The 23,012-nt window shown below is 72.8% G+C and carries 23 protein-coding genes and 1 pseudogene; 15 read left to right on the forward strand and 9 right to left on the reverse strand.

Annotation, left to right across the window (positions count from 1 at the left end; genetic code table 11):
• Positions 1–81 precede the first annotated feature (81 nt).
• The 5 genes from ACFYT9_RS20015 to ACFYT9_RS20035 form a co-directional block, all read right to left on the reverse strand.
• A complete protein-coding gene (locus ACFYT9_RS20015) occupies positions 82–1,293 on the reverse strand; it encodes a helix-turn-helix domain-containing protein (RefSeq protein ID WP_387270220.1) in 1,212 nt (403 codons plus the stop codon).
• Positions 1,294–1,513: 220 nt separating this feature from the next.
• The gene (locus tag ACFYT9_RS20020) at positions 1,514–2,458 is read right to left on the reverse strand and encodes a hypothetical protein (protein ID WP_376598215.1); all 945 of its coding nucleotides are present in this window, start codon (positions 2,456–2,458) and stop codon (positions 1,514–1,516) included.
• Positions 2,459–2,546: 88 nt separating this feature from the next.
• Positions 2,547–4,208: a DUF6801 domain-containing protein gene (locus ACFYT9_RS20025; RefSeq protein WP_389165586.1), complete on the reverse strand. Its 1,662-nt coding sequence runs from the start codon at positions 4,206–4,208 to the stop codon at positions 2,547–2,549.
• 55 nt (positions 4,209–4,263) lie between these two features.
• Entirely contained in the window at positions 4,264–4,911 is a 648-nt protein-coding gene (locus ACFYT9_RS20030; protein WP_387270223.1) for a hypothetical protein, read from the reverse strand.
• A 99-nt stretch (positions 4,912–5,010) separates the two neighbouring features.
• Positions 5,011–5,640: a hypothetical protein gene (locus ACFYT9_RS20035; RefSeq protein WP_376601891.1), complete on the reverse strand. Its 630-nt coding sequence runs from the start codon at positions 5,638–5,640 to the stop codon at positions 5,011–5,013.
• A gap of 618 nt (positions 5,641–6,258) precedes the next feature.
• Here ACFYT9_RS20035 and ACFYT9_RS20040 point away from each other — a divergent pair.
• From ACFYT9_RS20040 to ACFYT9_RS20100, 13 genes are read left to right on the forward strand one after another with little or no spacing between them, the layout of a single operon-like run.
• Positions 6,259–7,269 carry an ABC transporter ATP-binding protein gene (locus tag ACFYT9_RS20040; protein WP_389165588.1) on the forward strand — a complete coding sequence of 337 codons (1,011 nt, stop codon included), beginning with the start codon at positions 6,259–6,261 and terminating at the stop codon, positions 7,267–7,269.
• Complete coding sequence (locus ACFYT9_RS20045; protein ID WP_389165590.1) at positions 7,266–8,030, forward strand: MlaE family ABC transporter permease; 765 nt, start codon at positions 7,266–7,268, stop codon at positions 8,028–8,030. The genes ACFYT9_RS20040 and ACFYT9_RS20045 overlap by 4 nt, the downstream gene beginning before the upstream one ends.
• A 4-nt stretch (positions 8,031–8,034) precedes the next feature.
• Positions 8,035–8,841: an MlaE family ABC transporter permease gene (locus tag ACFYT9_RS20050; protein WP_376601888.1), complete on the forward strand. Its 807-nt coding sequence runs from the start codon at positions 8,035–8,037 to the stop codon at positions 8,839–8,841.
• Position 8,842: 1 nt separating this feature from the next.
• Positions 8,843–10,096: an MCE family protein gene (locus tag ACFYT9_RS20055; protein WP_389165592.1), complete on the forward strand. Its 1,254-nt coding sequence runs from the start codon at positions 8,843–8,845 to the stop codon at positions 10,094–10,096.
• Positions 10,093–11,148, forward strand: a complete 1,056-nt coding sequence (locus tag ACFYT9_RS20060) for an MCE family protein (protein WP_389165595.1) — start codon at positions 10,093–10,095, stop codon at positions 11,146–11,148. The genes ACFYT9_RS20055 and ACFYT9_RS20060 overlap by 4 nt, the downstream gene beginning before the upstream one ends.
• Positions 11,145–12,188, forward strand: coding sequence for an MCE family protein (locus tag ACFYT9_RS20065; RefSeq protein WP_376601884.1), 1,044 nt, complete (start codon positions 11,145–11,147; stop codon positions 12,186–12,188). The genes ACFYT9_RS20060 and ACFYT9_RS20065 overlap by 4 nt, the downstream gene beginning before the upstream one ends.
• Positions 12,185–13,243: an MCE family protein gene (locus tag ACFYT9_RS20070; protein WP_389165596.1), complete on the forward strand. Its 1,059-nt coding sequence runs from the start codon at positions 12,185–12,187 to the stop codon at positions 13,241–13,243. The genes ACFYT9_RS20065 and ACFYT9_RS20070 overlap by 4 nt, the downstream gene beginning before the upstream one ends.
• Positions 13,240–14,529, forward strand: coding sequence for an MCE family protein (locus ACFYT9_RS20075; protein WP_389165599.1), 1,290 nt, complete (start codon positions 13,240–13,242; stop codon positions 14,527–14,529). Before ACFYT9_RS20070 ends, ACFYT9_RS20075 begins: the two co-directional genes overlap by 4 nt.
• Positions 14,526–15,788, forward strand: coding sequence for an MCE family protein (locus tag ACFYT9_RS20080; protein ID WP_389165602.1), 1,263 nt, complete (start codon positions 14,526–14,528; stop codon positions 15,786–15,788). The genes ACFYT9_RS20075 and ACFYT9_RS20080 overlap by 4 nt, the downstream gene beginning before the upstream one ends.
• Complete coding sequence (locus tag ACFYT9_RS20085) at positions 15,785–16,291, forward strand: hypothetical protein (protein WP_387270231.1); 507 nt, start codon at positions 15,785–15,787, stop codon at positions 16,289–16,291. Before ACFYT9_RS20080 ends, ACFYT9_RS20085 begins: the two co-directional genes overlap by 4 nt.
• The gene (locus ACFYT9_RS20090) at positions 16,288–16,959 is read left to right on the forward strand and encodes a hypothetical protein (protein ID WP_389165605.1); all 672 of its coding nucleotides are present in this window, start codon (positions 16,288–16,290) and stop codon (positions 16,957–16,959) included. Before ACFYT9_RS20085 ends, ACFYT9_RS20090 begins: the two co-directional genes overlap by 4 nt.
• Positions 16,960–16,985: 26 nt before the next feature.
• Complete coding sequence (locus ACFYT9_RS20095) at positions 16,986–17,528, forward strand: nuclear transport factor 2 family protein (protein ID WP_389165608.1); 543 nt, start codon at positions 16,986–16,988, stop codon at positions 17,526–17,528.
• 54 nt (positions 17,529–17,582) lie between these two features.
• The gene (locus tag ACFYT9_RS20100) at positions 17,583–18,335 is read left to right on the forward strand and encodes a hypothetical protein (protein WP_389165610.1); all 753 of its coding nucleotides are present in this window, start codon (positions 17,583–17,585) and stop codon (positions 18,333–18,335) included.
• An 87-nt stretch (positions 18,336–18,422) separates the two neighbouring features.
• Here the strand turns inward: ACFYT9_RS20100 and ACFYT9_RS20105 are convergent, their stop codons facing one another.
• Positions 18,423–19,214 carry a putative protein N(5)-glutamine methyltransferase gene (locus ACFYT9_RS20105; RefSeq protein WP_387270234.1) on the reverse strand — a complete coding sequence of 264 codons (792 nt, stop codon included), beginning with the start codon at positions 19,212–19,214 and terminating at the stop codon, positions 18,423–18,425.
• A gap of 223 nt (positions 19,215–19,437) precedes the next feature.
• A complete protein-coding gene (locus tag ACFYT9_RS20110; protein WP_376602866.1) occupies positions 19,438–19,920 on the reverse strand; it encodes a glutathione peroxidase in 483 nt (160 codons plus the stop codon).
• Between the two features lie 40 nt (positions 19,921–19,960).
• Here ACFYT9_RS20110 and ACFYT9_RS20115 point away from each other — a divergent pair, with 40 nt between their 5' ends.
• Complete coding sequence (locus ACFYT9_RS20115) at positions 19,961–20,179, forward strand: DUF6011 domain-containing protein (RefSeq protein ID WP_376602867.1); 219 nt, start codon at positions 19,961–19,963, stop codon at positions 20,177–20,179.
• Positions 20,180–20,182: 3 nt separating this feature from the next.
• Here ACFYT9_RS20115 and ACFYT9_RS20120 read toward each other — a convergent pair whose 3' ends face one another.
• On the reverse strand, positions 20,183–20,908 hold the full coding sequence (locus ACFYT9_RS20120; protein WP_389165614.1) for a hypothetical protein: 726 nt from the start codon (positions 20,906–20,908) through the stop codon (positions 20,183–20,185).
• A gap of 156 nt (positions 20,909–21,064) precedes the next feature.
• Here ACFYT9_RS20120 and ACFYT9_RS20125 point away from each other — a divergent pair.
• Positions 21,065–22,135 (forward strand): annotated as a pseudogene (locus ACFYT9_RS20125) (RNA ligase (ATP)).
• A gap of 4 nt (positions 22,136–22,139) precedes the next feature.
• Here ACFYT9_RS20125 and ACFYT9_RS20130 read toward each other — a convergent pair.
• Positions 22,140–23,006, reverse strand: a complete 867-nt coding sequence (locus ACFYT9_RS20130; protein WP_376602870.1) for an acyl-CoA thioesterase — start codon at positions 23,004–23,006, stop codon at positions 22,140–22,142.
• Positions 23,007–23,012 lie beyond the last annotated feature (6 nt).

Below are 23,012 nucleotides of genomic sequence, written 5' to 3' on the forward strand. Positions count from 1 at the left end.
CGCCCGGGCCGGGCCCGCGGTGCTCGTCGGCGGCGGCCCGGCCCCGCGGCGCTCCTGGGCGGCGGCCCTGCCCCTGCGGGCTCAGTCCGTGTGGGTGCGGCCGTGGAGGTGGAGCGAGCGCAGCGCCGCCTCCAGGGCGAAGCGGTGGTCCGGGTCCAGGAGCCGGTCGCCGAAGTGGTTGTCGAGGTTCCGCAGCCGGTAGCGGACGGTCTGGGCGTGCACGCCGAGCAGCTCGCCGACCTGCTCGGCGGGGGCACGGGTGGAGACGTGCACGCGCAGGGTCTCGATCAGCCGCTCCCGCCGGGTGCCGGAGAGCCCGTCGAGCGGGGCCAGTTCGCGCCGGGCGAGCTGGTCGATCAGGGCGGGGTCGGAGAGCAGCCACAGGGTCGTCAGATGGTCCTCGCAGAGCACCGCCGAGGCGTCCGGCACGATGCCGTCGTCGACCAGCTGGAGGACCCGCCGGGCCCAGCGCAGCGAGTGCGCGGCCTGCGGGGTCGCCACGGTCAGCCCCAGGACCGAGGGCGTCCCGGACAGCGCGGCGTCGAGCATCGCCCGGCGCTCGGCGGTCAGCGCGCCGGGGACGAGCAGATGGGGATGGGGCGGGCTGAGGTCGGCGAGCACGTCCCGGTCGAGCCGCGCCTGGAGGACGCCGGTGGCCGGCGGCCGCAGCGCGACCAGGGTGCACTCGGCGGGGAGCTGCCAGGACGCCTCCTGGCAGAGTTCGGCGATGGTCGCGCGGGGCAGCGGCGGTCCGGCGACGACGAGGTGGAGCAGCTTCCTGCGGAGCGCGGCGACATCCGTGACCGCGCGGCTCTGCACGGCGAGGTACCCCTCCCGGGAGAGCGTCTCCAGCTCGTCCACGTACGCGAAGAGGGCGTCGGCGAAGGCCAGGATCAGCGTGGGGGAGAGGTTGTAGGTGCGCCCGATGCTCTTGGCCCGGCGCAGGGCGATGCGGGCGCCGAGGCGGTAGGCGCCTTGTAACGTGTCGAGGTCCCGCCCCTCGTACGCCTCCACCCGCCCGAACTGGCGCAGCAGTTCGTCGCGGAGGGCGGGCTTCGCGCCGGGGCGGTCGACGCGGTCCACGAAGGCCGCCAGGGCCTGTTCCACGCCCTGGCGGATCGCGTCCGAGTGGGGCCCGTTGAAGAGCCGGGCGTACACGGGGTAGGCACGCTCGATCTCCACGCCGATCTCCTTGGTGAGGCCCGGGATCTCCGGTCTCATCAGGGCGGCGAACTCGCGGGGCAGTGGATCGAGCGGCTCACCGAGCTCCGGTGACTGTGCGGTGGAGGGCATGGTTACCGATCCCTTGCTCTGCTACGTGACCGGTGGGGGGAGCGGCGCCGCGGCGCCCGTCCGGGAGGGGCGGGCGCCGCGGGAGCCGTCAGGTACGTACCGATGTGGACTGCTGAAAGCTAGGACAACTGCTGTGTGCTGTACACAACTTGAGCAAGGTTCATGTCTCCCGCCGGGGCGTACGCGGCCGAGTCGGCCGGTATTCACCCCTGGGTGGCCGTTAGTTGACGGCCGAGTGCCAGTTCCGCGAGAAGACCTTGCCGGCGTCGGGGGCGAGGACGCCGGGGGCGAAGAGGCCGGTCAGGAAGGTCTGGGTGTTGTTGAGCGTGAGCTTGTTCTTGCCGGCGGCGGAGGGCAGGCCGGTCTTGAGGTTGACGGCCGCGTCGATGATGCCGAGGAGGCCGAGGCCGCAGCCGGTGGCGCCGGGGACGGCGAAGCTGTCGTCGTACTGGGTCGAGCCGAGGAGGTCGATGCGGCTCATGTCGCCTTCCTCGTTCGCGGTGCCGTCGCCGTCGAAGCGGGTGACGCCGAACGCGGGCGAGTCGAGGTTCTTCGGGCGGAGCAGGATCGGGTTGGCCTTGGTGCCGATGTAGCAGTTGTCGCCGAGGAACGGGTTCTGCAGCCGGATGCGGACCGGGAGGGTCACGATCGGCTGGTCGGTGAGGACGCCCGCGATCTGGTCGAAGTTCGAGGGGGTGCCGACCGACTCCATGGTGGCGGTGATCTTGTTGAGCTTGCCGTCCGACAGCTGCCGGCAGATGTTGGTGATGAAGGGGATGTCGCTCGGACACATCAGGCCCATCAGCCCGCCGGGGACGGTGGCGGAGTCGGCGATGAGCGCGCCGCCGGCGGGTCCGACGACCGAGTTGGTGCCGTCGGCGTTCTGCACGACGCCCATCTGGAGGTTGGTCTTCCCGGTGGTCACCGTCGTGTTGCCGAGCTTGATGGAGCCGCTGAGCGAGTAGGAGACGATGCACTGGGGGGAGGTGTCGAGCCCGTCGGTGGTGATCATCGGGGTGGCGTCGACGGGGCAGCGGGTGGACGGTCCCCAGCCGCCGTTCAGGACCGGGGCGGCCGCGGTCGCCGTGCCCATGGAGGCGAAGGCGCCGAGCGCGGTCAGTGCGGAGACGGTGGCCAGCTTGGCGCGGGCGGTGATACGGGGCATGGCGGGGTGCCTTTCGTCGGAGGGGGCGGAGCGGGGGTACGGGGGATCGGCCCTCGGGCCGCGCGGGAGCAGCCGTCGGGTGGGGGGATCAGCGCTCGGGTTCGGGCACGACGAGCGGCTGGCGGTCCTTGGTGCACTGGTCCGGGGGCGGGACCTCGACGCCCACGGAACAGGTCTGGCCCTGGACCTGCTTGATGTGGTTTCCGGGGCCGGAGATGGCGGCGGTGAGGAGCCGGTCGAAGTTCTCGCCGCCGGAGCCGCAGCCCGTGAAGGCGGGGATGGTCGCCTCCCCGGTGAGGGGGCCGCCGCCGGTCAGGACGTACCCCTCGGCGGGCAGCCCGAAGGGGATCTTCCCCAGCCCCAGCAGCACCAGGTGGTCCCCGGGGTACTTGACGGGGTCGGGCTCGGGCGAGGAGAGCGGCGCCGCCGTCCGGCACGAGGGGCCCACGTCCAGCGGGACGCCGTCCACCTTCACGTCCAGGACCCGCAGGACGAGCGGGGCCCTGACCGTGTTCTCCAGGAAGTTGTCGCCGGAGGCGAAGACGACGCGGACCAGGGTGTCGATCGTGACGGGTCCCGTCTGCTCCAGGACCATGGTCGCCGTGACGGGCTGGAAGTCGAAGGTCAGGAAGGTGGAGGTGAAGGGCGGCGTCTGCTTGCGTCCCTGGTGGGAGAGGTTCCCGAGGGAGAGGTTGGTGAAGTGGAACTCGCCCTCCGGCGGAGGGGTGGTCGGTATCTGCATGTCGCCCTGCTCGATCAGCATGCAGGTCGCCGGGAGGAGCGAGGCGCCGTTCAGCTTGCGCACGTTGGTGTAGCCGGTGATGTACGCCGACAGGGAGACGGGCGTCGGCTTCTCGGTCACGCACGGGGGCGCGTCCGGGCGGGGTGCCGGAGGTCCGGGCGTCTCCTCGGTGGCGTCGGCCGGTCCGGCGTCCGCCTGGGGGCCGGCGCTCGGCGTTCCGCTCGCCTCGCCGGTGAGTGTGGGCGGCGGAGGGGCGATCGGGTCGACCGGGAGCGACGGCAGGGGGAGTCCGGAGGAGGGGGACGGCGACGTCGGGGAGGAGCCGGAGGGGGACGGGAGGCCCGTCGTCGGGGGAGCGGTGCTCGGCTCCCCGGTGCCGGGGCCGGTGCCGACCGGGACCGTGGCGAGCCGCGTACGGTCCTGGGCGTCCGGGTGGGGGACGCAGGTGACGGCCAGGGAGGCGGGCACGGTCGCCGCGCCGTCGGCGGTGGAGGGGGCGAGATCGACCGCGATCCCCCCGGCGGCGAGGGTCAGGTCGCCGGCGGTGTCCGTCGTCAGGATCGGCACGTCACCGGTCGTCGTCAGGGTGAGCGGGCCTTCGGCGGGCACGTCCACGGGCTGGGCCGTGCCGCTCCATGTCGCTTCCGCGCGCTGCTCGTTCTGGGTCACGCCGACGGTGAGCCGGGTCTCCGCCCGTACGGTGGCGGCCTTCAGCGCCGTGAGGTCGGCCACGGCCGCCGCCGGGAGCTCCACGCTCGTGGTGACGTCGGTGGGCCGGATCTCCTCGCCCACGGCCGCCCGTTCGGGGAAGGCCGCCGTGATCCGTACCGTCGCCGGCTGCTGTCCCGAGGGCAGGGCGCAGACGTAGGGCAGGGCCGTGTCGACCTTCAGGGTCTCCAGGGCGACGGCAGCCGCCGGGAGCAGCGGGGCGAGTGCCACGAACGCGGCGATCGTCGCGCCGCGCACGCGCGCGCGGGAGGGGCGGGGGGTGGGCCGTGGGCGACTCATCGGGTGCTCCGCTCGGGGTCGTTCGCGAACGCGGGGTACGTGCGGGCGCGGGGGCTCACGGATGGCTGCCGACGATCGTGGGCGCGAGCGCGGTGCCCGTCGCCCTGACGAGGTGGTCCGCCCTGACGATCAGGCCGGCGCCGACCGGTGCCGCGGCACCGCAGCCGGTCTGCGACACCACGGTCAGGTCGCCTGTGGCGGAGGCGAGGGTCAGCCTGCCGGTCGCGTTGGTGTAGGAGAGGGGCAGTCGCCCCCGGACGCGGAAGACGCAGGCGCCGACGGTGCCCTGGAGGTCGACGCCGGCGAGGTGTCCCTTCGTCGTGCCGGTGGACGCGTGGTGGTCCTCGGCGACGACGGGCCAGGGCAGGGCGGCCGGGGCGAACGTCACGCGGCCGAGGACGCTGGTGCAGGACGCGCCCGGGGCGCCGAGGGAGAAGGTGTCGACGGCGCCGACGGCCGCCGGGTTGCCGGTGGCGTTCCGCAGACCGCCGGAGAGGGCCGTACGGGAGCAGGTGACCGCGATGCCGTTGCCCTGGACGAGCTCGATCATGAGGACGGCGTTCCCGCTGTTCACCGCGGTGATCCCGCCCGGGGACGGGCTGACGGTCCAGACCGTGGAGGGCGCCGCGGAGGCCGGGGCCGCCGTGAGGGCGAGCGCGGCCGCGGCGGCGACGGCGGCGAGCTGGGTGAGCGGCTTCTTCACGGCGCGGAGGCTCCTGGGGGCGGCTGGTGTGCGGGGGAGCGGACAGCCCCGCGTCCGCCCGGCCGGGGGCCGGCCGGACGGACGCGGGTTCCTGGTCCCTTACGGGTTCGAGCCGACGATCTTCGGGATCGTGGTGCCCACCTTGAAGAGGTAGGTGCCCTTGAAGGTCGGCTTGGCGCCCACCGGCACGGCCGCACCGCAACCGGTCGACGAGACGACGGTGAGCTCGCCCGCCAGGCTGTTGACGGCCAGCGCGCCCGTCGAGTTGGTGTACGTCGAGGACGCCTTGCCGGTGACGCGGAAGACGCAGGCGCCGACCGTCACCTTGGCGTCGACGTTGCCGACGTAGCCCTTGGTGACACCGGTCGCGGCGGTGTAGTCCTGCGCCACGATCGTCCAGGGAACGGTCGGGACCGTGGTCACCGGACCCAGCACGCTGGTGCAGGGAGCACCGGTGGCACCGAAGGCGATGGAGTTGATCTTGCCCACGGTGGCCGGGTTGCCGGTGGTGCTCGCTCCCGTGCCCGCGCCGTTCGACTTCGTACACGTCATGGCGATGCCGTTGACGCTGAGGACGATGTTGCCGCTGTTGACCGCGGTGATGTTCGCCGGGTTCGGGGTGACGGTCCAGACCGTCGAGGGCACCGCGGAGGCGGGGCTGACGGTGAGGGCGAAGGCGGCGGAGGCGCCTCCCGCGACGACGGCCAGGTTTCTGATCGACTTCTTCATGGCTCTGGGACTCTCCTTGGGGATTGACCGGCAGAGGGTGCTTCGGTGGGGGTGCCGTGGCGGATCCGTGAACGGCCGGCCCGGCCGGCCGTCGTTCCGCCGTGAAACCAGACGTTACTTGCGGGAAACTTAGCCGAACAATGGCGTGAACCATGATTCTTTGAAGACGGCTCAATGCCTGTCAAGAGGGTGAGCGGTGGCGAGAATGCGCTTGGTTCCCGCGTGCGTAATGTCGACAATTCTGATCGATCAGGCGAGGTCGGGGCGGGGTTCCGCCGGCCGCTTCACGCGAATTCTCCCCGGCGTGACAAGCGCTCTCACGGAATTGTCTCCCGGCTGATAAGCGGGCCTCCGATGGTGCCTGTTCCGCGAAAACTCCGGATCCGGTATTGCCCCCCGAGGTTACCGAGCCGTAGCGTTCCCGGGAGTCGACGCTCAGCCGCAGGTCGGCGCACCCATCTGTCGCGGCGGAGACAAATGTTCCTCCCGGTTTTGTCTCCGCTGTGACAAACGCGGAAGCGGATCAATGATTTTGCGCCAGAGCTATTGTCCGGGTGATCCAGAACGGCCTACCGTGCGCCCGCGGCGCACGTGTCACGCACGCCTGCTGGAGGTGGGATGGGAATCGAAGTAGTCGTTGAGGGGCTGACCATGTCCTTCGGCAAGCAGAACATCTGGCAGGACGTGTCGCTGACCTTGCCGGCCGGAGAGGTGAGCGTCATGCTCGGCCCTTCCGGTACCGGAAAGACCGTCTTCCTGAAATCGCTCATAGGGCTGCTCAAACCCCAGCGGGGCCGCGTCCTCATCAACGGCGTCGACATGGTCGGCAGCCCCGAGCGGGACATCTACGAGACCCGGAAGCTCTTCGGCCTCATGTTCCAGGACGGCGCCCTCTTCGGCTCGATGACGCTCTTCGACAACATCGCCTTCCCGCTCCGCGAGCACACCCGGAAGCGCGAGTCCGAGATCCGGCGCATCGTCATGGAGCGCATCGAACTCGTCGGCCTGCTCGGCGCCGAGGGGAAGCTGCCCGGCGAGATCAGCGGCGGCATGCGCAAGCGCGCCGGCCTCGCCCGCGCGCTCGTCCTCGACCCGCAGATCGTGCTGTGCGACGAGCCCGACTCCGGCCTCGACCCGGTCCGCACCGCGTACCTCTCACAGCTTCTGATCGACCTCAACGCGCGGATCGACGCGACGATGCTGATCGTCACCCACAACCTCGACATCGCCGCCACCGTCCCCGACAACATGGGGATGTTCTTCCGGCGGAACCTCGTCACCTTCGGCCCCCGCGAGGTGCTCCTCACCAGCGACGAACCGGTCGTCACCCAGTTCCTCGCCGGCCGCCGCGAAGGCCCCATCGGCATGTCGGAGGAGAAGGACGCCGCCACCCTCGCCGCCGAGGCCGACCGGGCCCCCGCCGGTGGGACCGGCACCCGGGTCATCGTCCCGCAGCTGGAGCCCTCGCCCGGGCTGCCTCCGCGCGCGGCCGTCACCCGCCGCCGCAAGCGCGTCCTCGGCATGCTGGACACGCTGCCGCCCGCCGCCCGCGCCGCCATCGAGGCCACCTACGCGGGGCAGGCCACCGCGCGGACCGTCCCGATACCCGCCGCCGGGAGCGGCTCGTGATCGGCGGCGCGCTGCGGCAGACCGGCCGCCTCTTCGCCCTCGCCGCCGAGGTGAGCCGGGCCGTCTTCCGCAGGCCCTTCCAACTCCGCGAGTTCGTCGAGCAGTTCTGGTTCGTCGCGAGCGTCACCATCCTCCCGGCGGCCCTCGTCTCCATCCCCTTCGGCGCCGTGATTGCCCTTCAGGTCGGCTCGCTCACCCAGCAGTTGGGAGCCCAGTCGTTCACCGGTGGCGCCAGCGTGCTCGCCGTCATCCAGCAGGCCAGCCCGCTCATCGTCGCCCTCCTCATCTCCGGCGCCGCCGGCTCCGCGATCTGCGCCGACCTCGGCTCCCGCAAGATCCGCGAGGAGCTCGACGCCATGGAGGTCATGGGCGTCTCGCCGATCCAGCGGCTCGTCGTCCCCCGCGTCCTCGCCACCATGGCCGTCGCCGTCCTCCTCAACGGCATGGTCTCCGTCGTCGGCACCCTCGGCGGCTACTTCTTCAACATCGTCCTCCAGGGCGGCACCCCCGGCGCCTACCTCTCCAGCTTCTCCGCCCTCGCCCAGCTCCCCGACCTGTACATCAGCGAACTCAAGTCGCTGATCTTCGGGTTCATCGCCGGCATCGTCGCCGCCTACCGGGGGCTCAACCCCCGCGGCGGCCCCAAGGGCGTCGGCGACGCCGTCAACCAGGCCGTCGTCATCACCTTCATGCTCCTCTTCTTCGTGAACATGGTGCTGACCGGCCTCTACCTCCAGATCGTCCCGCCGAAGGGAGGCTGAGACGATGGCCTCCCCGCTCGCCTGGCTCGACCGCTCCGGCGACCAGCTCCTCTTCTACGTGAGAGCCCTGCTCTGGGTCCCCAGGACCCTGCGCCGCTACCTCAAGGAGGTGCAGCGGCTCCTCGCCGAGGTCGCCTTCGGCTCCGGCGGCCTCGGCGTCGTCGGCGGCACCGTCGGAGTCATGATCGCGATGACGCTCTTCACCGGGACCGTCGTCGGCCTCCAGGGCCACGCCGCCCTCGATCAGATCGGCACCGCCGCCTTCACCGGCTTCGTCTCCGCCTACTTCAACACCCGCGAGATCGCCCCGCTCGTCGCCGGCCTCGCCCTCTCCGCGACCGTCGGCGCCGGCTTCACCGCCCAGCTCGGCGCCATGCGCATCAACGAGGAGGTCGACGCCCTCGAAGGCATGGGCATCCGCTCCATGCCGTACCTCGTCACCACCCGCATCATCGCGGGCGTCGTCGCCATCGTGCCCCTCTACGCGGTCGGCCTGCTCTCCTCCTACCTGGCCTCCCGCACCGTGACCGTCCTCTTCAACGGCCAGTCCCAGGGCACGTACGACCACTACTTCAACCTGTTCCTGTCACCGACGGACGTCCTGCTGTCGATGCTGAAGGTGCTGATCTTCAGCGTGATGGTGATCGTGGCCCACTGCTACTACGGCTTCCGCGCCTCCGGCGGCCCCGCCGGCGTCGGCATCGCCGTCGGCCGGTCCGTGCGCAACGCCATCGTGCTCATCAGCGTCACCGACTTCTTCCTGTCCCTGGCCCTCTGGGGCGCGACCACGACCGTGAAGGTGGCGGGGTGAGATGAACGCTCCACGAGGCCAGACCCTGCGCCGCCGCTCCGCCGGCGTCGTCTTCCTGCTGGTGCCCGCCCTGCTCGCCTGGCTGGCGGTCGCCGTCTACGACAAGAAGTTCACCGACTCCGACCCGGTCGTCGTCGAGACCGGCAGCGTCGGCAACGAGATGCACCTCGGCGCCGAGGTCAAGCTCCGCGGCGTCGTCGTCGGCGAGGTCCGCGCCATCGACGCCACCGGCACCGGCGCCCGCCTCACCCTCGCCCTGCGCCCCGGCGCCCTGGACCACGTCCCCTCCGACGTCCGCGCCCAGATGCTGCCCACCACGCTCTTCGGCGAGCGGTTCGTCGCCCTCGTCCCGCCCGCGAACCCCTCCGCGCGGCGACTCGGCCCCGGCGCCGTCATCCCCGAGGACCGCTCCGGCAACGCCATCGAACTCCAGCAGGTCCTCGACAACGTCCTGCCCCTGCTCACCGCCGTCCAGCCGCAGAAGCTGTCCGCCACCCTGTCGGCCGTCTCGCAGGCCCTCGAAGGACGCGGCGACAAACTCGGCGACACCCTCGCCCGGCTCGACAGCCACCTCAAGAAGTTCAACCCCCAACTGCCCGGTCTCACCAGGGACCTCAAGGAACTCGTGAAGGTCAGCCACCTCTACGCGGACGTCGCCCCGGACATCGTCACCGCGCTCACCGACTTCACCACCACCAGCGGCACCCTCGCCGCACAGGAGGCGGCCCTCTCCGGCACCCTCGGCGCCACCACCCGCACCGCCCAGGACCTCACCGCCTTCCTCCGCAGGAACAAGGACACGATCATCCGGCTCAGCGCCACGAGCCGCCCCACCCTGGAACTCCTCGCCGAGTACTCCTCCTCCTTCCCCTGCACCCTGCGCACCCTCGCCCAGTTCGTGCCCGCCATGGACAAGGCGCTCGGCAAGGGCACCGACCGGCCGGGACTGCACGTCAACGTCACCACCGTGCCCTCGCGCGGCGCGTACCGACCGGGACACGACACCCCCCGGTACGGCTCCGGCGGCGGCCCCCGCTGCCACCCCGTGCCCTACCTCGGCGTCCCCGCCGCACCCGCCGCCCGCGCCTCCGCCGCGGCCGACCAGGACCTCGGCCCCGCCAACACCCCGCAGGAGAACGACCTCGTCACCGAACTCCTCGCCCCGGGCGCAGCCCCGAGGGCCGAAGCCCTGCCGGACTGGAGCAGCCTGCTCGCCGGCCCCGCCTTCCGGGGAGCGGAGGTGACCCTCCGATGAGAGCGAAGCAGACCCACACCCGGCGCCGCGGACTGACCGGCACCGTCCTCAAGTCCCTCGCCTTCGTCCTGGTCACCGCGCTCGCCACCACCGTGCTCGGCTTCAGCATCGCCAACACCGGCGTCGGCTCCGACACCCGCACCTACAAGGCGCTCTTCACCGACGTCACCGGCCTCGTCGCCGGCGACTCGGTGCGCGTCGCCGGAGTCAAGGTCGGCGAGGTCACCGACGTCCGCGTCGTCGAACGGCGCACCGCCCAGGTCACCTTCACCGTCCGCGAGGACCGCACCCTGCCCCGCTCCGCCACCGCCGGGGTGAAGTACCTCGACATGGTCGGCCGGCGGTACGTCGCGCTGGGCCGGGGCAGCGGCGACGTGACCGGCACCCTCGGCGACGGCGAGACCATCCCGCTCGACCGCACCACCCCCGCCCTCGACCTGACCCTGCTCTTCAACGGCTTCAAACCGCTCTTCGAGGGCCTGTCGCCCGCCGACGTCAACGACCTCGCCGGCTCGCTCGTCCAGGTCCTCCAGGGCGAGAGCGGCACCGTCGACAGCCTGCTCCGCCACATCGGCTCGCTGACCAAGACCGTCGCGGCCAAGGACAAGGTCATCGGCGACGTCGTCACCCACCTCAACACCGTCCTCACCACCCTCAACGACCGCGAGGCCGGCTTCGAGGACCTCGTCGTCACCCTCCAGAAACTCGTCACCGGCTTCGACACCGACCGCAAGCCCCTCGGCGAGGCCGTCCAGGCCATGGGCGCCCTGACCACCACCACCGCCGGGCTCTTCCACGACGCCCGCGCCCCCCTCAAGAAGGACATCCGCGAACTCGGCCGGCTCTCGGGCACCCTCGGCGCCGACATCCCGGCCATCGAGCGGTTCCTCGACCGCACCCCCGACAAGCTGACCGCCCTCGCCCGCCTCTCGTCGTACGGCTCCTGGTTCAACCTCTACCTGTGCGAGGCGCGCGTGACCGGCGTGAAGACGTCCGACGGCTCGAAGCCGCCGACCGGCATCGCCGTGACCGAACCGAGGTGCCGCGGATGACCCCCCTCCTCAAGCCCGTCAAGGAACGCAACCCGATCTCCGTCGCCCTCGTCGGACTGCTCCTCCTCGGCCTCCTGGCCGCCCTCGCGTACAACGTCGAGCGGCTCCCCCTCGTCGGCGGCGACACCACCTACAGCGCCGACTTCTCCGAGGCCGCCGGACTCGAGGCCGGCGACGAGGTCCGCGTCGCCGGCGTCAAGGTCGGCGAGGTCACCCGCGTCGCCCTGGACGGCGCCAAGGTCGCGGTGACCTTCGAGGTCGGCGACGCCTGGGTCGGCGACCGCTCCACCGCCGCCATCGCCGTCAAGACCCTCCTCGGCGAGAAGTACCTGGCCCTCGACCCGCTGGGCACCGCCCGCCAGGACCCCGGGACCCGCATCCCGCTGGCACGCACCACCTCCCCGTACGACGTGACCCAGGCGTTCCAGGACCTCAGCGGCACCATCGACGACCTCGACACCGGCAAGCTCGCCGAGAGCTTCCGCACCATCTCGGACACCTTCGAGAACTCGCCGCCGCACGTCCGCAGCGCCGCCGACGGCCTCTCCGCGCTGTCGAGGTCCGTCTCCAAGCGCGACACCGAACTCGCCCGGCTCCTCAAGAACGGCGAGCGGTTCACCAAGACCCTCAAGGACAAGAAGTCCAGCTTCGAACTGCTCCTGGAGGACGGCGGCTCCCTCCTCGGCGAGCTCAGCAAGCGCCGCGACGCCATCCGCGCCCTCCTCAAGGGCAGCAGGGCCCTCTCCACCGAACTCAGCGGCCTCGTCGGCGACAACCACCGGCAGCTCGGCCCCACCCTGAAGGCCCTCGGCCGGGTCACCGGAGTCCTGGAGAAGAACAGCGGTCAGCTCGACAAGACCCTCGCGCTGATCGGCCCCTACTACCGGCTCGTCGGCAACACGCTCGGCAACGGGCGCTGGTTCGACAGCTACCTCTGCGGCGTCGTGCCGCGCCGCTACCTGCCCGAGGGCTCCCAGCCCAAGACCGGATGCATGCCGCCGAAGCCGAAGCCGGCGGCGAAGGGGAACGGTGCGTCATGACCAGGACCAGGAAACCCCTCGCCGCGGGGATCACGCTCGCCGTGCTCGCCGCCTGCGGGCTCGTCGCCGTCCGCGCCCTCGACGAGGAGGGCATCCGCGTCACCGCCTACTTCGACCGGGCCGTCGGCATCTACGCCGGATCGGACCTGCGCGTCCTCGGCGTCCGCGTCGGCGAGGTCGAGACCGTGGAGCCGCAGGGCACCCGGGTACGCGTCGACCTCCGCCTCGACGAAGGCGTCCTCGTCCCCGCCGACGCCCGCGCCGTCGTCGTCGCCCCGAGCATCGTCGCCGACCGGTACGTGCAGCTCGCCCCCGCCTACACCTCGGGCCGCGCCCTCGACGACGGCGCCGAACTCCCCGCCTCCCGCAACCGCACCCCCGTCGAGATCGACCAGCTCTACGCCTCCATCACGGAGCTCGGCACGGCGCTCGGCCCCGACGGCGCCAACTCCTCCGGCGCCCTCTCCGAGCTCCTCGACACCGGCGCGAAGAACCTCAAGGGCAACGGCGAGGCCATCGGCGGCTCCCTCGAACGCTTCGGCAAGGCCGCCAAGACCCTCGACGGCAACAGCGAGGCGCTCTTCGCCACCCTCGGGCACCTCCAGAGCTTCACCACCATGCTCAAGGAGAAGGACGGCGACGTCCGCACCGCCCAGGAACGCCTGGACGAGGTGGTCGGCTTCTTCGCCGAGAACAAGGACGACCTCGCCGGCGCCCTCAAGGAACTCGGCACGGCGCTCGCCCAGGTGAAGACCTTCATCAAGGACAACCGCGGCGAGCTGAAGAAGAACGTCGACCGGCTCGTTCCCCTCACCCGGACCCTCGTCGACCAGCGCGCCTCCCTCGCCGAAGCCCTCGACGTCGGCCCGCTCGCCGCCGGCAACCTCGTCAACGCCTACGACCCCGACACCCGCACCATCGACGGCCGCGCCAACCTCAACGAGATCAGCCTGGGCGGCCCGCCGCTCCCGCTGCCCGTCTCCGGGGACTCCGCGGCCGGCGGGCCCCCGGCGGGCCCCACCGCCCCCGCGAGCCCCGGAGAGGAGGACCGGTGAGACGCCCCCGCCTCCCCTCGGGACGCGCCGTCGGCGCCGGAGCCGCCGGCGCGGTCGCCCTCGGCCTCGGCCTGGCCGTCGCCCTCGGCGCCGTCCCCGCGATCCCCGTGCGGTTCGACGGCATCGAGGACCTGCCGCTGCCCGGCGGCGCCGACCTCGGCGACCACCCCTACACCGTCACCGCCGAGATCGCCGACGTCCTCAGCCTCGTGCCGCAGGCCGCGGTCAAGGTCAACGACGTCGCCGTCGGCCGCGTCACCGCCATCGAACTCGACCCCGCCACCTGGTCCGCCCGCGTCACCCTGAAGATCAACGGCGAGGTGCGGCTGCCGGCCGACACCGGCGCGCGCGTCGAGCAGTCCAGCCTCCTCGGCGAGAAGTACGTCCAGCTCGTCGCCCCGGCCTCCGGCGACACCGCAGCCCGCCCCGGCGTCCGGCAGGCCGCCGCCCGCCGGGAGACCGGCGACCGGCTCGCCGACGGCGCGGTCATCCCGCTCGCCCGCACCAGCCGCAACACCGAGGTCGAGGAGGTGTTCGGCGCCCTCTCCCTGCTCCTCAACGGCGGCGGCGTCAACCAGCTCAAGACCATCACCCGCGAACTCAACGCGGCGCTCGGCGGACGCGAACCCCAGGTCCGCTCCATGCTCAAGCGGGTCGACACCCTGGTGACGAACCTGGACGCGCACCGCGGCGACATCACCCGCGCCCTCGACGGCCTCAACCGGCTCTCCACCACCCTCGCCGGCCGCAAGAAGGACGTGGGCACCGTCCTCACCGACCTCTCGCCCGGCCTGAAGACCCTGGAGAACCAGCGGGGCTCGCTGATCACCATGCTCCGCGCCCTCGACACCCTCTCCGGCGTCGCCGTCACCACCGTCGAGGCGAGCAAGAAGGACATGGTCGCCGACCTCAAGGCCCTCGCCCCGACCCTCACCGCCCTCGCGGACGCCGGCGCCGATCTGCCCGGATCGCTCCAGGTCCTGCTGACGTACCCGTTCACCGACGAGGTGCTCAAGGGCGTGAAGGGCGACTACCTCAACACCTATCTGCACCTCGCGGCGCAACCCGGGACCGAGGTGATCCCGCCCCTCGTCCCCGAGGCCGCCCCCACCCCCACCGCGGGCCCCACGCCCTCCCCGACGGACCCGGTCGCACCCGCCGGACCGCTCCGCCGCACCGACCCCACCGCCCGGGGCGCCGAGTCGCCCCTTCCCCTGCCCCCGGTCCGGACGGCCCCCCCGACCGGACCGGGCACCACCCCGAAGGACGGAGGCGACCCCCGGTGATCACCCGTACCGTACGGCTGAAGAACCTCGCGTTCCTCGTCATCGCCGTCACCGTCCTCGGCTTCGTCGGCGTCCGCTACGCGGACCTCGGCCGCTACGCCGGGGTCGCCGACCACTACACCGTCCGGGTCCACCTCGCCCGCACGGGAGGGCTGTTCCCCCACTCCGACGTCACCTACCGGGGCGTCTCCGTGGGCCGCGTCGGCGCCATCGACCTCACCGCCGACGGCGTCGTCGCCGAACTGCGCATCAAGAAGTCGGCCCCCAGGATCCCCGCCGACGCGCGAGCCGTCGTCGCCGGACTCTCCGCCGTCGGCGAGCAGTACATCGACCTGCGCCCCGACAGCGACGGCGGCCCCTTCCTCGCCGACGGCGCCCGCATCGACCAGTCCGACACCCAGGTGCCCGCCCCGGTCACCGACGTGCTCACCAGCATGGACAGCCTCACCCGCTCCGTCCCCCTGGACTCCCTCCGCACCGTCGTCGACGAACTCGGCAAGGCCTTCGAGGGACACGGCGACGACCTCCAGGTCCTGCTCGACAGCGGCAGCGCCTTCGTCCAGGCCGCCGACGACGCCCTGCCGGTCACCACCCGCCTCATCCGGGACGGCGAGGTCGTGCTGCGCACCCAGGCCGACGAGAGCCGCGCCATCCGCGACTTCGCCTCCGGCGCCCGCGCACTCGCCACCACCCTCAAGAGCTCCGACGCCGACCTGCGCAAGCTGCTCGCCGTCACGCCCGACGCGGCGGGCCAGGTCAGCGGCCTCCTGAACGACGTCGACCCGAGCCTCGGTGTCGTCCTCGCCAACCTCCTCACCACCTCGGAACTCGCCCTCACCCGGCAGCGCGGCATCGAGGAACTGCTCGTGAAGTACCCCGCCGCCGTCTCGGCCGGAGCCACCGCCGTCGACGGCGGACGCCTCAACATCGGCATGGCCGTCACCTTCTTCAAGCCGCTTCCCTGCACCACCGGTTACGGCGGTACCCGCTACCGCAACGGCCTCGACCTCGGCACCGCGCCCGCCCTCAACACCGGCGCGGCCTGCACCAGCCCGGCCGCGTCCGGCGTCAACGTCCGCGGCTCCGCCCACGCGCCCAAGGGCGACGCCGCGCCCGCCCCCGCCCGCCCCCTCCTCCCGGACGCGACGAACCACGCGGGGAAGCCCTGGCTGCCGGGCGCCCTCGGCCTGCCCGGCGGGACCGACGGCCCCACCGACATGGCCGGACTCCTGGGCCTCGGCACCGGGAGCGGGCGATGAGGCGGGCCCGGGTCCTCTCCGCGGCCGCCCTCGCGGTCGCCCTCGGCTTCTGCTCCACCGGAGCCTGGAGCTACGCCCAGGCCCGCGCCGACCAGGAGCTCGCCTTCGCCCGCGAACGGGACACCGCCCTCGCCGAGGGCCGGCAGCGCCTCACCGTCCTGAACACCCTCGACGCCTCCACCCGCGAGCGTGCCGAGGCGGGCATCGCCGCCTGGCGCGATGCCTCCACCGGCGCGCTCCGCACCGAACTGGCCCGCACCGAGCCCGCGGTGGGCGCCTCCGCCCGGGCCACGGTCACCGAGGCGGCGCTCACCGCCCTCGACGCCCGCGCCGGTACGGCGAAGCTCATCGCGACCGTGAGCGTGGACGTCACCCCCGCGGGAGGCGCGGCCACCTCCGACCGCAAGCGCCTGGAAGCCGTGCTGACCCGCACCGGCGAGCACACCTGGAGGGTGGCGGCGCTCAGCGCGGTCCCCGTCGCCGGAGCCGAGGAGGACGAGTGACACTCCTGAACGACAGCGAGACCGAGCTCGAGACGGACGACGAGAACACGGACGACGAGACCGGCACCGAGGCCGCGACCGGCACCGAGGCCGAGGCCGCGACCGACACCGAGGCCGAGGCCGCGTCCGACCCGGAGAGCGAGCCCACCCGTCCTCTCCGCCGCCCCGCCGCCCGTCTCAGGAAGGCGGTCGTGCCCGTGGCCGTCACGGCCCTCCTCCTCGCCGGAGGAGCGTTCTTCCACGGCGCCCACCAACTCCGCTCCACCCCCTCGGCGCGGAACCAGGCACTCATCGACACCGCCGCCACCCACCGGGTCGGCGGGGACGTCAGCGAGGGCCTGGCCCGGATCTTCTCCTACACGCCCACCAGCTCCGACGCCGCCGAGCGCTCGGCCGAGACCTTCCTGGCGGGCCGCGCGGCCCGCCAGTACAGCGACCTGTTCGCCCAGGTCCGCAAGAGCCTGGTCCAGCAGCGCGTCACCCTCTCCACCCAGGCCGTCCGCACCGGCGTGATCGAGCTCCACGGCGACACCGCCCGCCTCCTCGTCTTCCTGGACCAGGTCTCACGGCGGGACAAGGGGCCCGCCACCTCGGCGGCGGCCCAGCTGACCGTCACCGCCCGGTTCCAGGACGACCGGTGGCAGATCACCGACATCAAGGCCCGCTGACGTTGAGCGGGAGACGGGAGCACCGCATGACTCGCGCGGTCCGCACGGCGGCCGGCACCCGGCCGGTCCTGCTCGTGGCCCTCGTGCTCACCCTGGTCGCGGGCGGCTTCGCGGCCTGGACCGGCCAGGGCTGGTACGCCGCGGCCCACGACGACTCCGCCGGGTACGCCGCGGAGCGCGACCGGGCGCTCGCGGCGGGGGAGCAGGCCGTGCAGAACCTCAACACGCTCGACCACCGGAAGGTGGACGAGGGGCTCGACCTGTGGGAGTCCTCCACGACCGGCGAACTGCACGAGCAACTCGTCGACGGACGCGACGAGTTCGCGGGTCAGGTGAAGGCGGCGAAGACGGTGACGACGGCCCGGGTGCTCTCCGGCGCCGTCACCGAGCTCGACGACCGCTCGGGTCGGGCCCGGCTGCTCGTCGCCCTCCGGGTCACCGTCACGACACCCGACAGCAAAAGCACCGAGAAGGACAGCCGCATGCTGGGCGAACTCACCCGCGCCGACGGCCGGTGGAAGCTCAGCGGACTGGGGCAGGCCCCCGTGGGCGGCACGGCGTCCGGCTGACCGGGCCGCACCGACAGCCCGCGCGAGTCACCCGCACCGAAAGGACACCGCACGATGCCGACGCCCCGCCACCACATCGACCACCAGCGCCGCCGCCGGGCCCGCGCCGACCAGACGGCCCCCGACGCCGGAACCCCGGTGGGCCTCCTGACCGGACCCGAGCCGCGGACGCGACGGCGAACGGCGGCGAAGCCCGTACCGGACAGGGCGGAGGCACCGGAGCGTGAACCGGCCGGGGAACCCGCGGCGAAGAGGCCCCGGCACCGCCTCTCGCTCCTCGTCCTGTGCGTCCTGACGCTGCTGCTCGGCGGCTTCGCGGGGTGGGCGCACAGCAGGGCGGGCGAGCTGCGGGCCGACCCGGCCCGCGCGAACACGGCCCTCACCGACCCGGCCCGCACCAGCGAGATCAAGGGCCGGACGGCCGAGGCCGTCGCCGCCCTCTTCTCCTACGACCACACCGACGCGGCCGCCTTCGACCGGGTCGGGAAGGTCCTCCTCACCGGCAAGGCCGTCGAACAGCACCGGGCCCTGTTCGCCGGGGTGCTCGCCCGGGCCGCCGAACAGAAGCCGGTGATCACCACGACGGTCACCGACAGCGCGGTCGAGCGGATCGACGGCGACCGCGCCCGGGTCCTCGTCTACGCCGACCAGAGCAGCGTCAGCACCGCGGGGACGAAGGACGCCAAGGGAGGCAAGGACGCCAAGGCCCAGGACCAGGGGGTCTACGCGGGAGCGATGTTCGCCGTGGACGTCGTCCACCGCGACGGGACCTGGCTGGTCGAGGGCATCGACACCTTCGGCCGCTGAGCCGCCCGGCCCGGAGGAACCGCCCGGGACCACACGACCGGGCTCGGGGCCGCCCTTCGGGCGACGACGGGAGTTCGACGACAGGCCCTAGACCGGCCGGGTCGCGACGAGCACGGTCGCGTACCGCTCCTCGCAGGAGACGAACCGGGGCGTCAGGCCGTGCGCGGCGACGGTCTCGGCCGCCGCGACGGTCTGCCGCTCGCTCGTCTCGACCAGCAGGTGCCCGCCCGGCGCCAGCCACCGCGGCGCCTCGGCCGCCACCCGGCGCAGCACGTCGAGCCCGTCGGGACCGCCGTCGAGCGCGACGAGGGGTTCGTGGTCGCGGGCCTCGGGCGGCAGCAGCCCGACCTCCTCGGTCGGGACGTACGGCACGTTGGCGACCAGCACCTCGACCCGGCCGCGCAGCTCCGCCGGCAGCGGGGCGAAGAGGTCGCCGCCGAGGACCAGGCCCCCGCGCGGCTCGATGTTGCGGCGCGCGCACGCCACCGCCGCGGGCTCGATGTCCGCCGCGTACACCCGGGCGTCCGGCACCGCCGAGAGGAGCACCGCGCCGGCCGCGCCCGAGCCGCAGCACAGGTCGACGCAGAGCGCGCCGGGCGCGGCCAGCGCCACCGCCCGCTCGACGAGGAACTCGGTGCGCCGCCGGGGCACGAACACGCCCGGCTCGACGATGATCCGCAGGCCGGCGAAGTCCGCCCAGCCGACGACGTGTTCCAGGGGGAGGCCGGTCGCGCGCCGCTCGACGAGGACGTCGAGCTCGGCGGCGTCACGGGCCGCGGAGAAGAGGAGTTCCGCCTCGTCCTCGGCGAACACGCAGCCCACGGCGCGGAGTCGGGAGACGGTGGAGGAACGGAGGGAGACAGAGGGGTCGAGCGTCATGAAAGACCTTCCGGGAAGCCATGAGGAGGCTCCCTCGGCCACTACGACCGAACCACCGCTACGAGCGGACCGCCGGAACGGCTGTCGAGGGGGAGCATCCTGCCTGCGTCGTGCGGATGGAACCCACCTCCTCCGGTCGCCGTGTGCGGAACCCGATGATCGTACCCCAGGGGTGGTGCCGGGCCGTGGCCGGGCACCACCCCCGCGAAGGCCGCGGAGGGCCTCAGACGAGGAGCGCCTCGATCGCCGCGACGACCTCGGCGGCCTCCGGCTCGGTGCGCGGACGGAAGCGGGTGACGGTGCCGTCGGCGGAGATCAGGAACTTCTCGAAGTTCCACTGCACGTCGCCGGCCTCGCCGTCCGCGTCCGCGACCCGGGTCAGCTCGGTGTAGAGCGGGTGCCGGCCGTCGCCGTTGACCTCGGTCTTCTCCAGCAGGGGGAAGGTGACGCCGTACGTCGTCGAGCAGAAGCTCTGGATCTCCTCCGCCGAACCGGGCTCCTGGCCGAGGAACTGGTTGCAGGGCACGCCGACCACGGTGAGCCCGCGCTCCCCGTACGCCTTCTGCAGCCGCTCCAGCCCCTCGTACTGCGGGGTGAGACCGCACTTGGACGCCACGTTCACGACCAGCACGGCCTTGTCCCGGTAGTCGGCCAGGGAGACCGGCTCACCGGCCAGGTTCTTCAGCGGGATGTCGTACAGACTCATGGGGGGAGCTCCTCGTCGAGACTAAGGCGTAGATGACAACATGAGTGAAGAACACCTGGCAATCGCGGTCGATTCCGCCCCCGGCGCGTCGCGGCGCCTCGTCCGCTGCCGCCTCTGCGGCCGTCCGCTGACCGGAGCGGACTCCCGCCGCACGGGACTGGGACCCACCTGCGACGCCAAGCTCCACCCCCCGGCCCCCGACATCCGCACCCGCCGCCACGAGGTGGACCAGGACACCCTCCCCGGCCTGGAGTCCTGAGACCTACCCGGCCGAGGCGACCAGCTCCGCGAAGGCGGCGTCCCGCTCCTCCTCGCCGAGTGCCAACAGCGCGACCTTGCGGGCGAGCAGCGGGTCGGGGTGTCCGGAGAGCCGGTCGACGGCGTGCTCGACGAGCCAGGCCCGGAGCTCGTCGAGGAGGGACTCGTCCGCCGGCCGGCCGATGACGTGGTCCCAGAGCAGGTCGTCGATCCAGCGCTCCACGAAGTCCGCCAGGTGCCGGTCCTCGACGCCGCCCCGGGGCGCGGCGGCCCACACGCCGAGCAGCGGGGCGACCGCCTGGTGGAAGTCCACGGACAGCTCCCACACCGCGTTCACGTCCTGCCGAGGCGCCGGATCGGCGAGCGTCTCCCGCCACCACGTGTCGAGGAAGCCCGCGATCGCGGCCGCCTGCTCGGCCGGCCACTCCCGCCAGTCGACCCGGCCGAGCCCGGTGGGCATGAATCCCATGCCGTCCACCCGCCCGGCCGCGAGACGGGCGAAGACCTCCGGCAGCAGTCGGCGGACCACCGCCGGATGGTCGGGGAAGTGGCTGGGCACCTCGTGGAAGAACGGGCCCAGCAGGTCGTCCCCCAGCGGCGCGCCCGGCACCGCCAGCAGCGCCAGGTGCTCCTCCCCGTAGCAGTAGGTGCACCCCTCGGCGGGGGCCGTCATGCCGCCGAAGACGGCGTCGACGCGACGGAGGGCGGAGGTCAGTGCGGGAGAGGCCACGGCGTGGTCCTGACGGGACTCCGTCCGGGTGGCGCCCGGCGAAGATCGCGACGTTACCAGACGGCAAAAGCCGTGGGCAGGGATTTCACGGTCCGTCAGGATGTTCCGCGATGAGAGCGAAACCCGAGCCAGCCGAACGACCGGAGTCCTGACACCATGTCCACCCTGCGCGTCACCGCCGAAGTCCTCACCGTCCATCCGCACCCGAACGCCGACGCCCTCGAACTGGCGCAGGTCGGGCTCTACCGGGCCGTCGTCGCCAAGGGCGCCTATCGCAGCGGGGACACCGCCGTGTACATCCCGGAGCAGGCCGTGCTGCCGGCGGCGCTCGTCGACGAGCTCGGGCTGACCGGGCGGCTGGCCGGGAAGCGCTCGGACCGGGTGAAGGCGGTGCGCCTGCGCGGGGAGCTGTCGCAGGGGATCGTCTGCCGCCCCGGCGCCCTGGCCGGCGTCGACCTGGACCGGGCCGCGGCCGACGGCACCGACTTCGCCGAGACGCTCGGGATCACCAAGTGGGTGCCGCCGATCCCGCCGACGATGAGCGGGGACGTCGAGGCCGCGCCGGACCTGCTGCCCTGGGTGGACATCGAGAACCTGCACCGCTACCCGGGCATCTTCGAGCCCGGCGAGCAGGTCGTCCTCACGGAGAAGATCCACGGCACGGCCTGCCTGTTCACCTACGTCGCCGACGGCGGCCGGACGCACGTCTCGTCCAAGGGCTTCGGCTCCAAGGGCCTCGCCCTCCAGGAGGACCCGCGCAACCTGTACTGGCGCGCCGTCCACGCCCACGGGCTGCCCGCCGTCGCCGAGCGGCTCGCCGCCCGCCTGGGCGCCACCCGCGTCGGCTTCTTCGGCGAGGTCTACGGCTCCGGCGTCCAGGACCTCGCCTACGGCGCCGACGCCCGCCGCGAGGCCGTCGGCTAAGCCCTCTTCGACGTCTCCGCCGAGATCGACGGACAGGTCCGCTGGCTCGACCCGGTCCAGGTCCTGGAGCCCGGCGAGGTCCCGCTCGTACCGCGCCTGTACGAGGGCCCCTACGACCTCGACACCGTCCTCGCCCACGCGAGCGGCGCCGAGACCGTCTCCGGCGGCTCCGCCCACCTGCGGGAGGGCGTCGTCGTCAGGCCGGCCGTCGAGCGGTACAGCCCCGTCACCGGAGGCCGGGCCGTCGCCAAGGCGGTCAGCCCGGCCTACCTGACCCGCAAGGGCGGCACCGAGTACGAGTGACTGGTCAGCCCAGGGAACGGAACAGGCCCTCCTGGACCACCGAGACGAGCATCCGGCCCTCCCGGTCGTAGATCCGGCCCCGGGCCAGTCCCCGGCCGCCGGTCGCGACCGGGGACTCCTGCTCGTACAGGAACCACTCGTCCGCGCGGAACGGGCGGTGGAACCACATCGCGTGGTCCAGCGAGGCCATGTCGAAGCCGCGCGGGCCCCACAGCGGCTCGACCGGGATCCGCACCGCGTCCAGCAGCGTCATGTCGGAGGCGTACGTCACCGCGCAGGTGTGCACCAGCGGGTCGTCGCCCAGCGGCCCCACCGCGCGCATCCACACCGCGCTGCGCGGGTCCGCGTCCTTCACCTCGTCCTTCGTCCAGCGCAGCCGGTCGACGTAGCGGATGTCGAAGGGCATCCGCCGCGCCATCCGCTCCATCGACTCCGGCAGCCCCCCGAGGTGGTCGCGGACCTCGTCCGCCAGCCTCGGCAGGCTCTCCGGGTCCACCAGGTGCCGGGGCGGCAGCTGGTGCTCGAAGCCCGCCTCCTCCGGCAGGTGGAAGGAGGCCGTCAGATTGAAGATCGTCCGCCCCTCCTGGACCGCCGTGACCCGGCGGGTCGTGAACGACCGCCCGTCCCGCACCCGCTCCACCTGGTAGACGATCGGCACGCCCGGTCGGCCCGGCCGCAGGAAGTAGGCGTGCAGCGAGTGCACCGGCCGGTCCGCGTCCACCGTCCGCCCGGCCGCCACCAGGGCCTGGCCGGCGACCTGTCCGCCGAAGACCCGCTGGAGCGACTCCTGCGGGCTGCGGCCGCGGAAGATGTTCACCTCGATCCGCTCCAGATCGAGCAGGTCGACCAGCCTCTCGGCGGGATTGGTCACGACTGA

Source organism: Streptomyces sp. NPDC004435, assembly GCF_042873895.1.
Classification (GTDB): Bacteria; Actinomycetota; Actinomycetes; order Streptomycetales; family Streptomycetaceae; genus Streptomyces.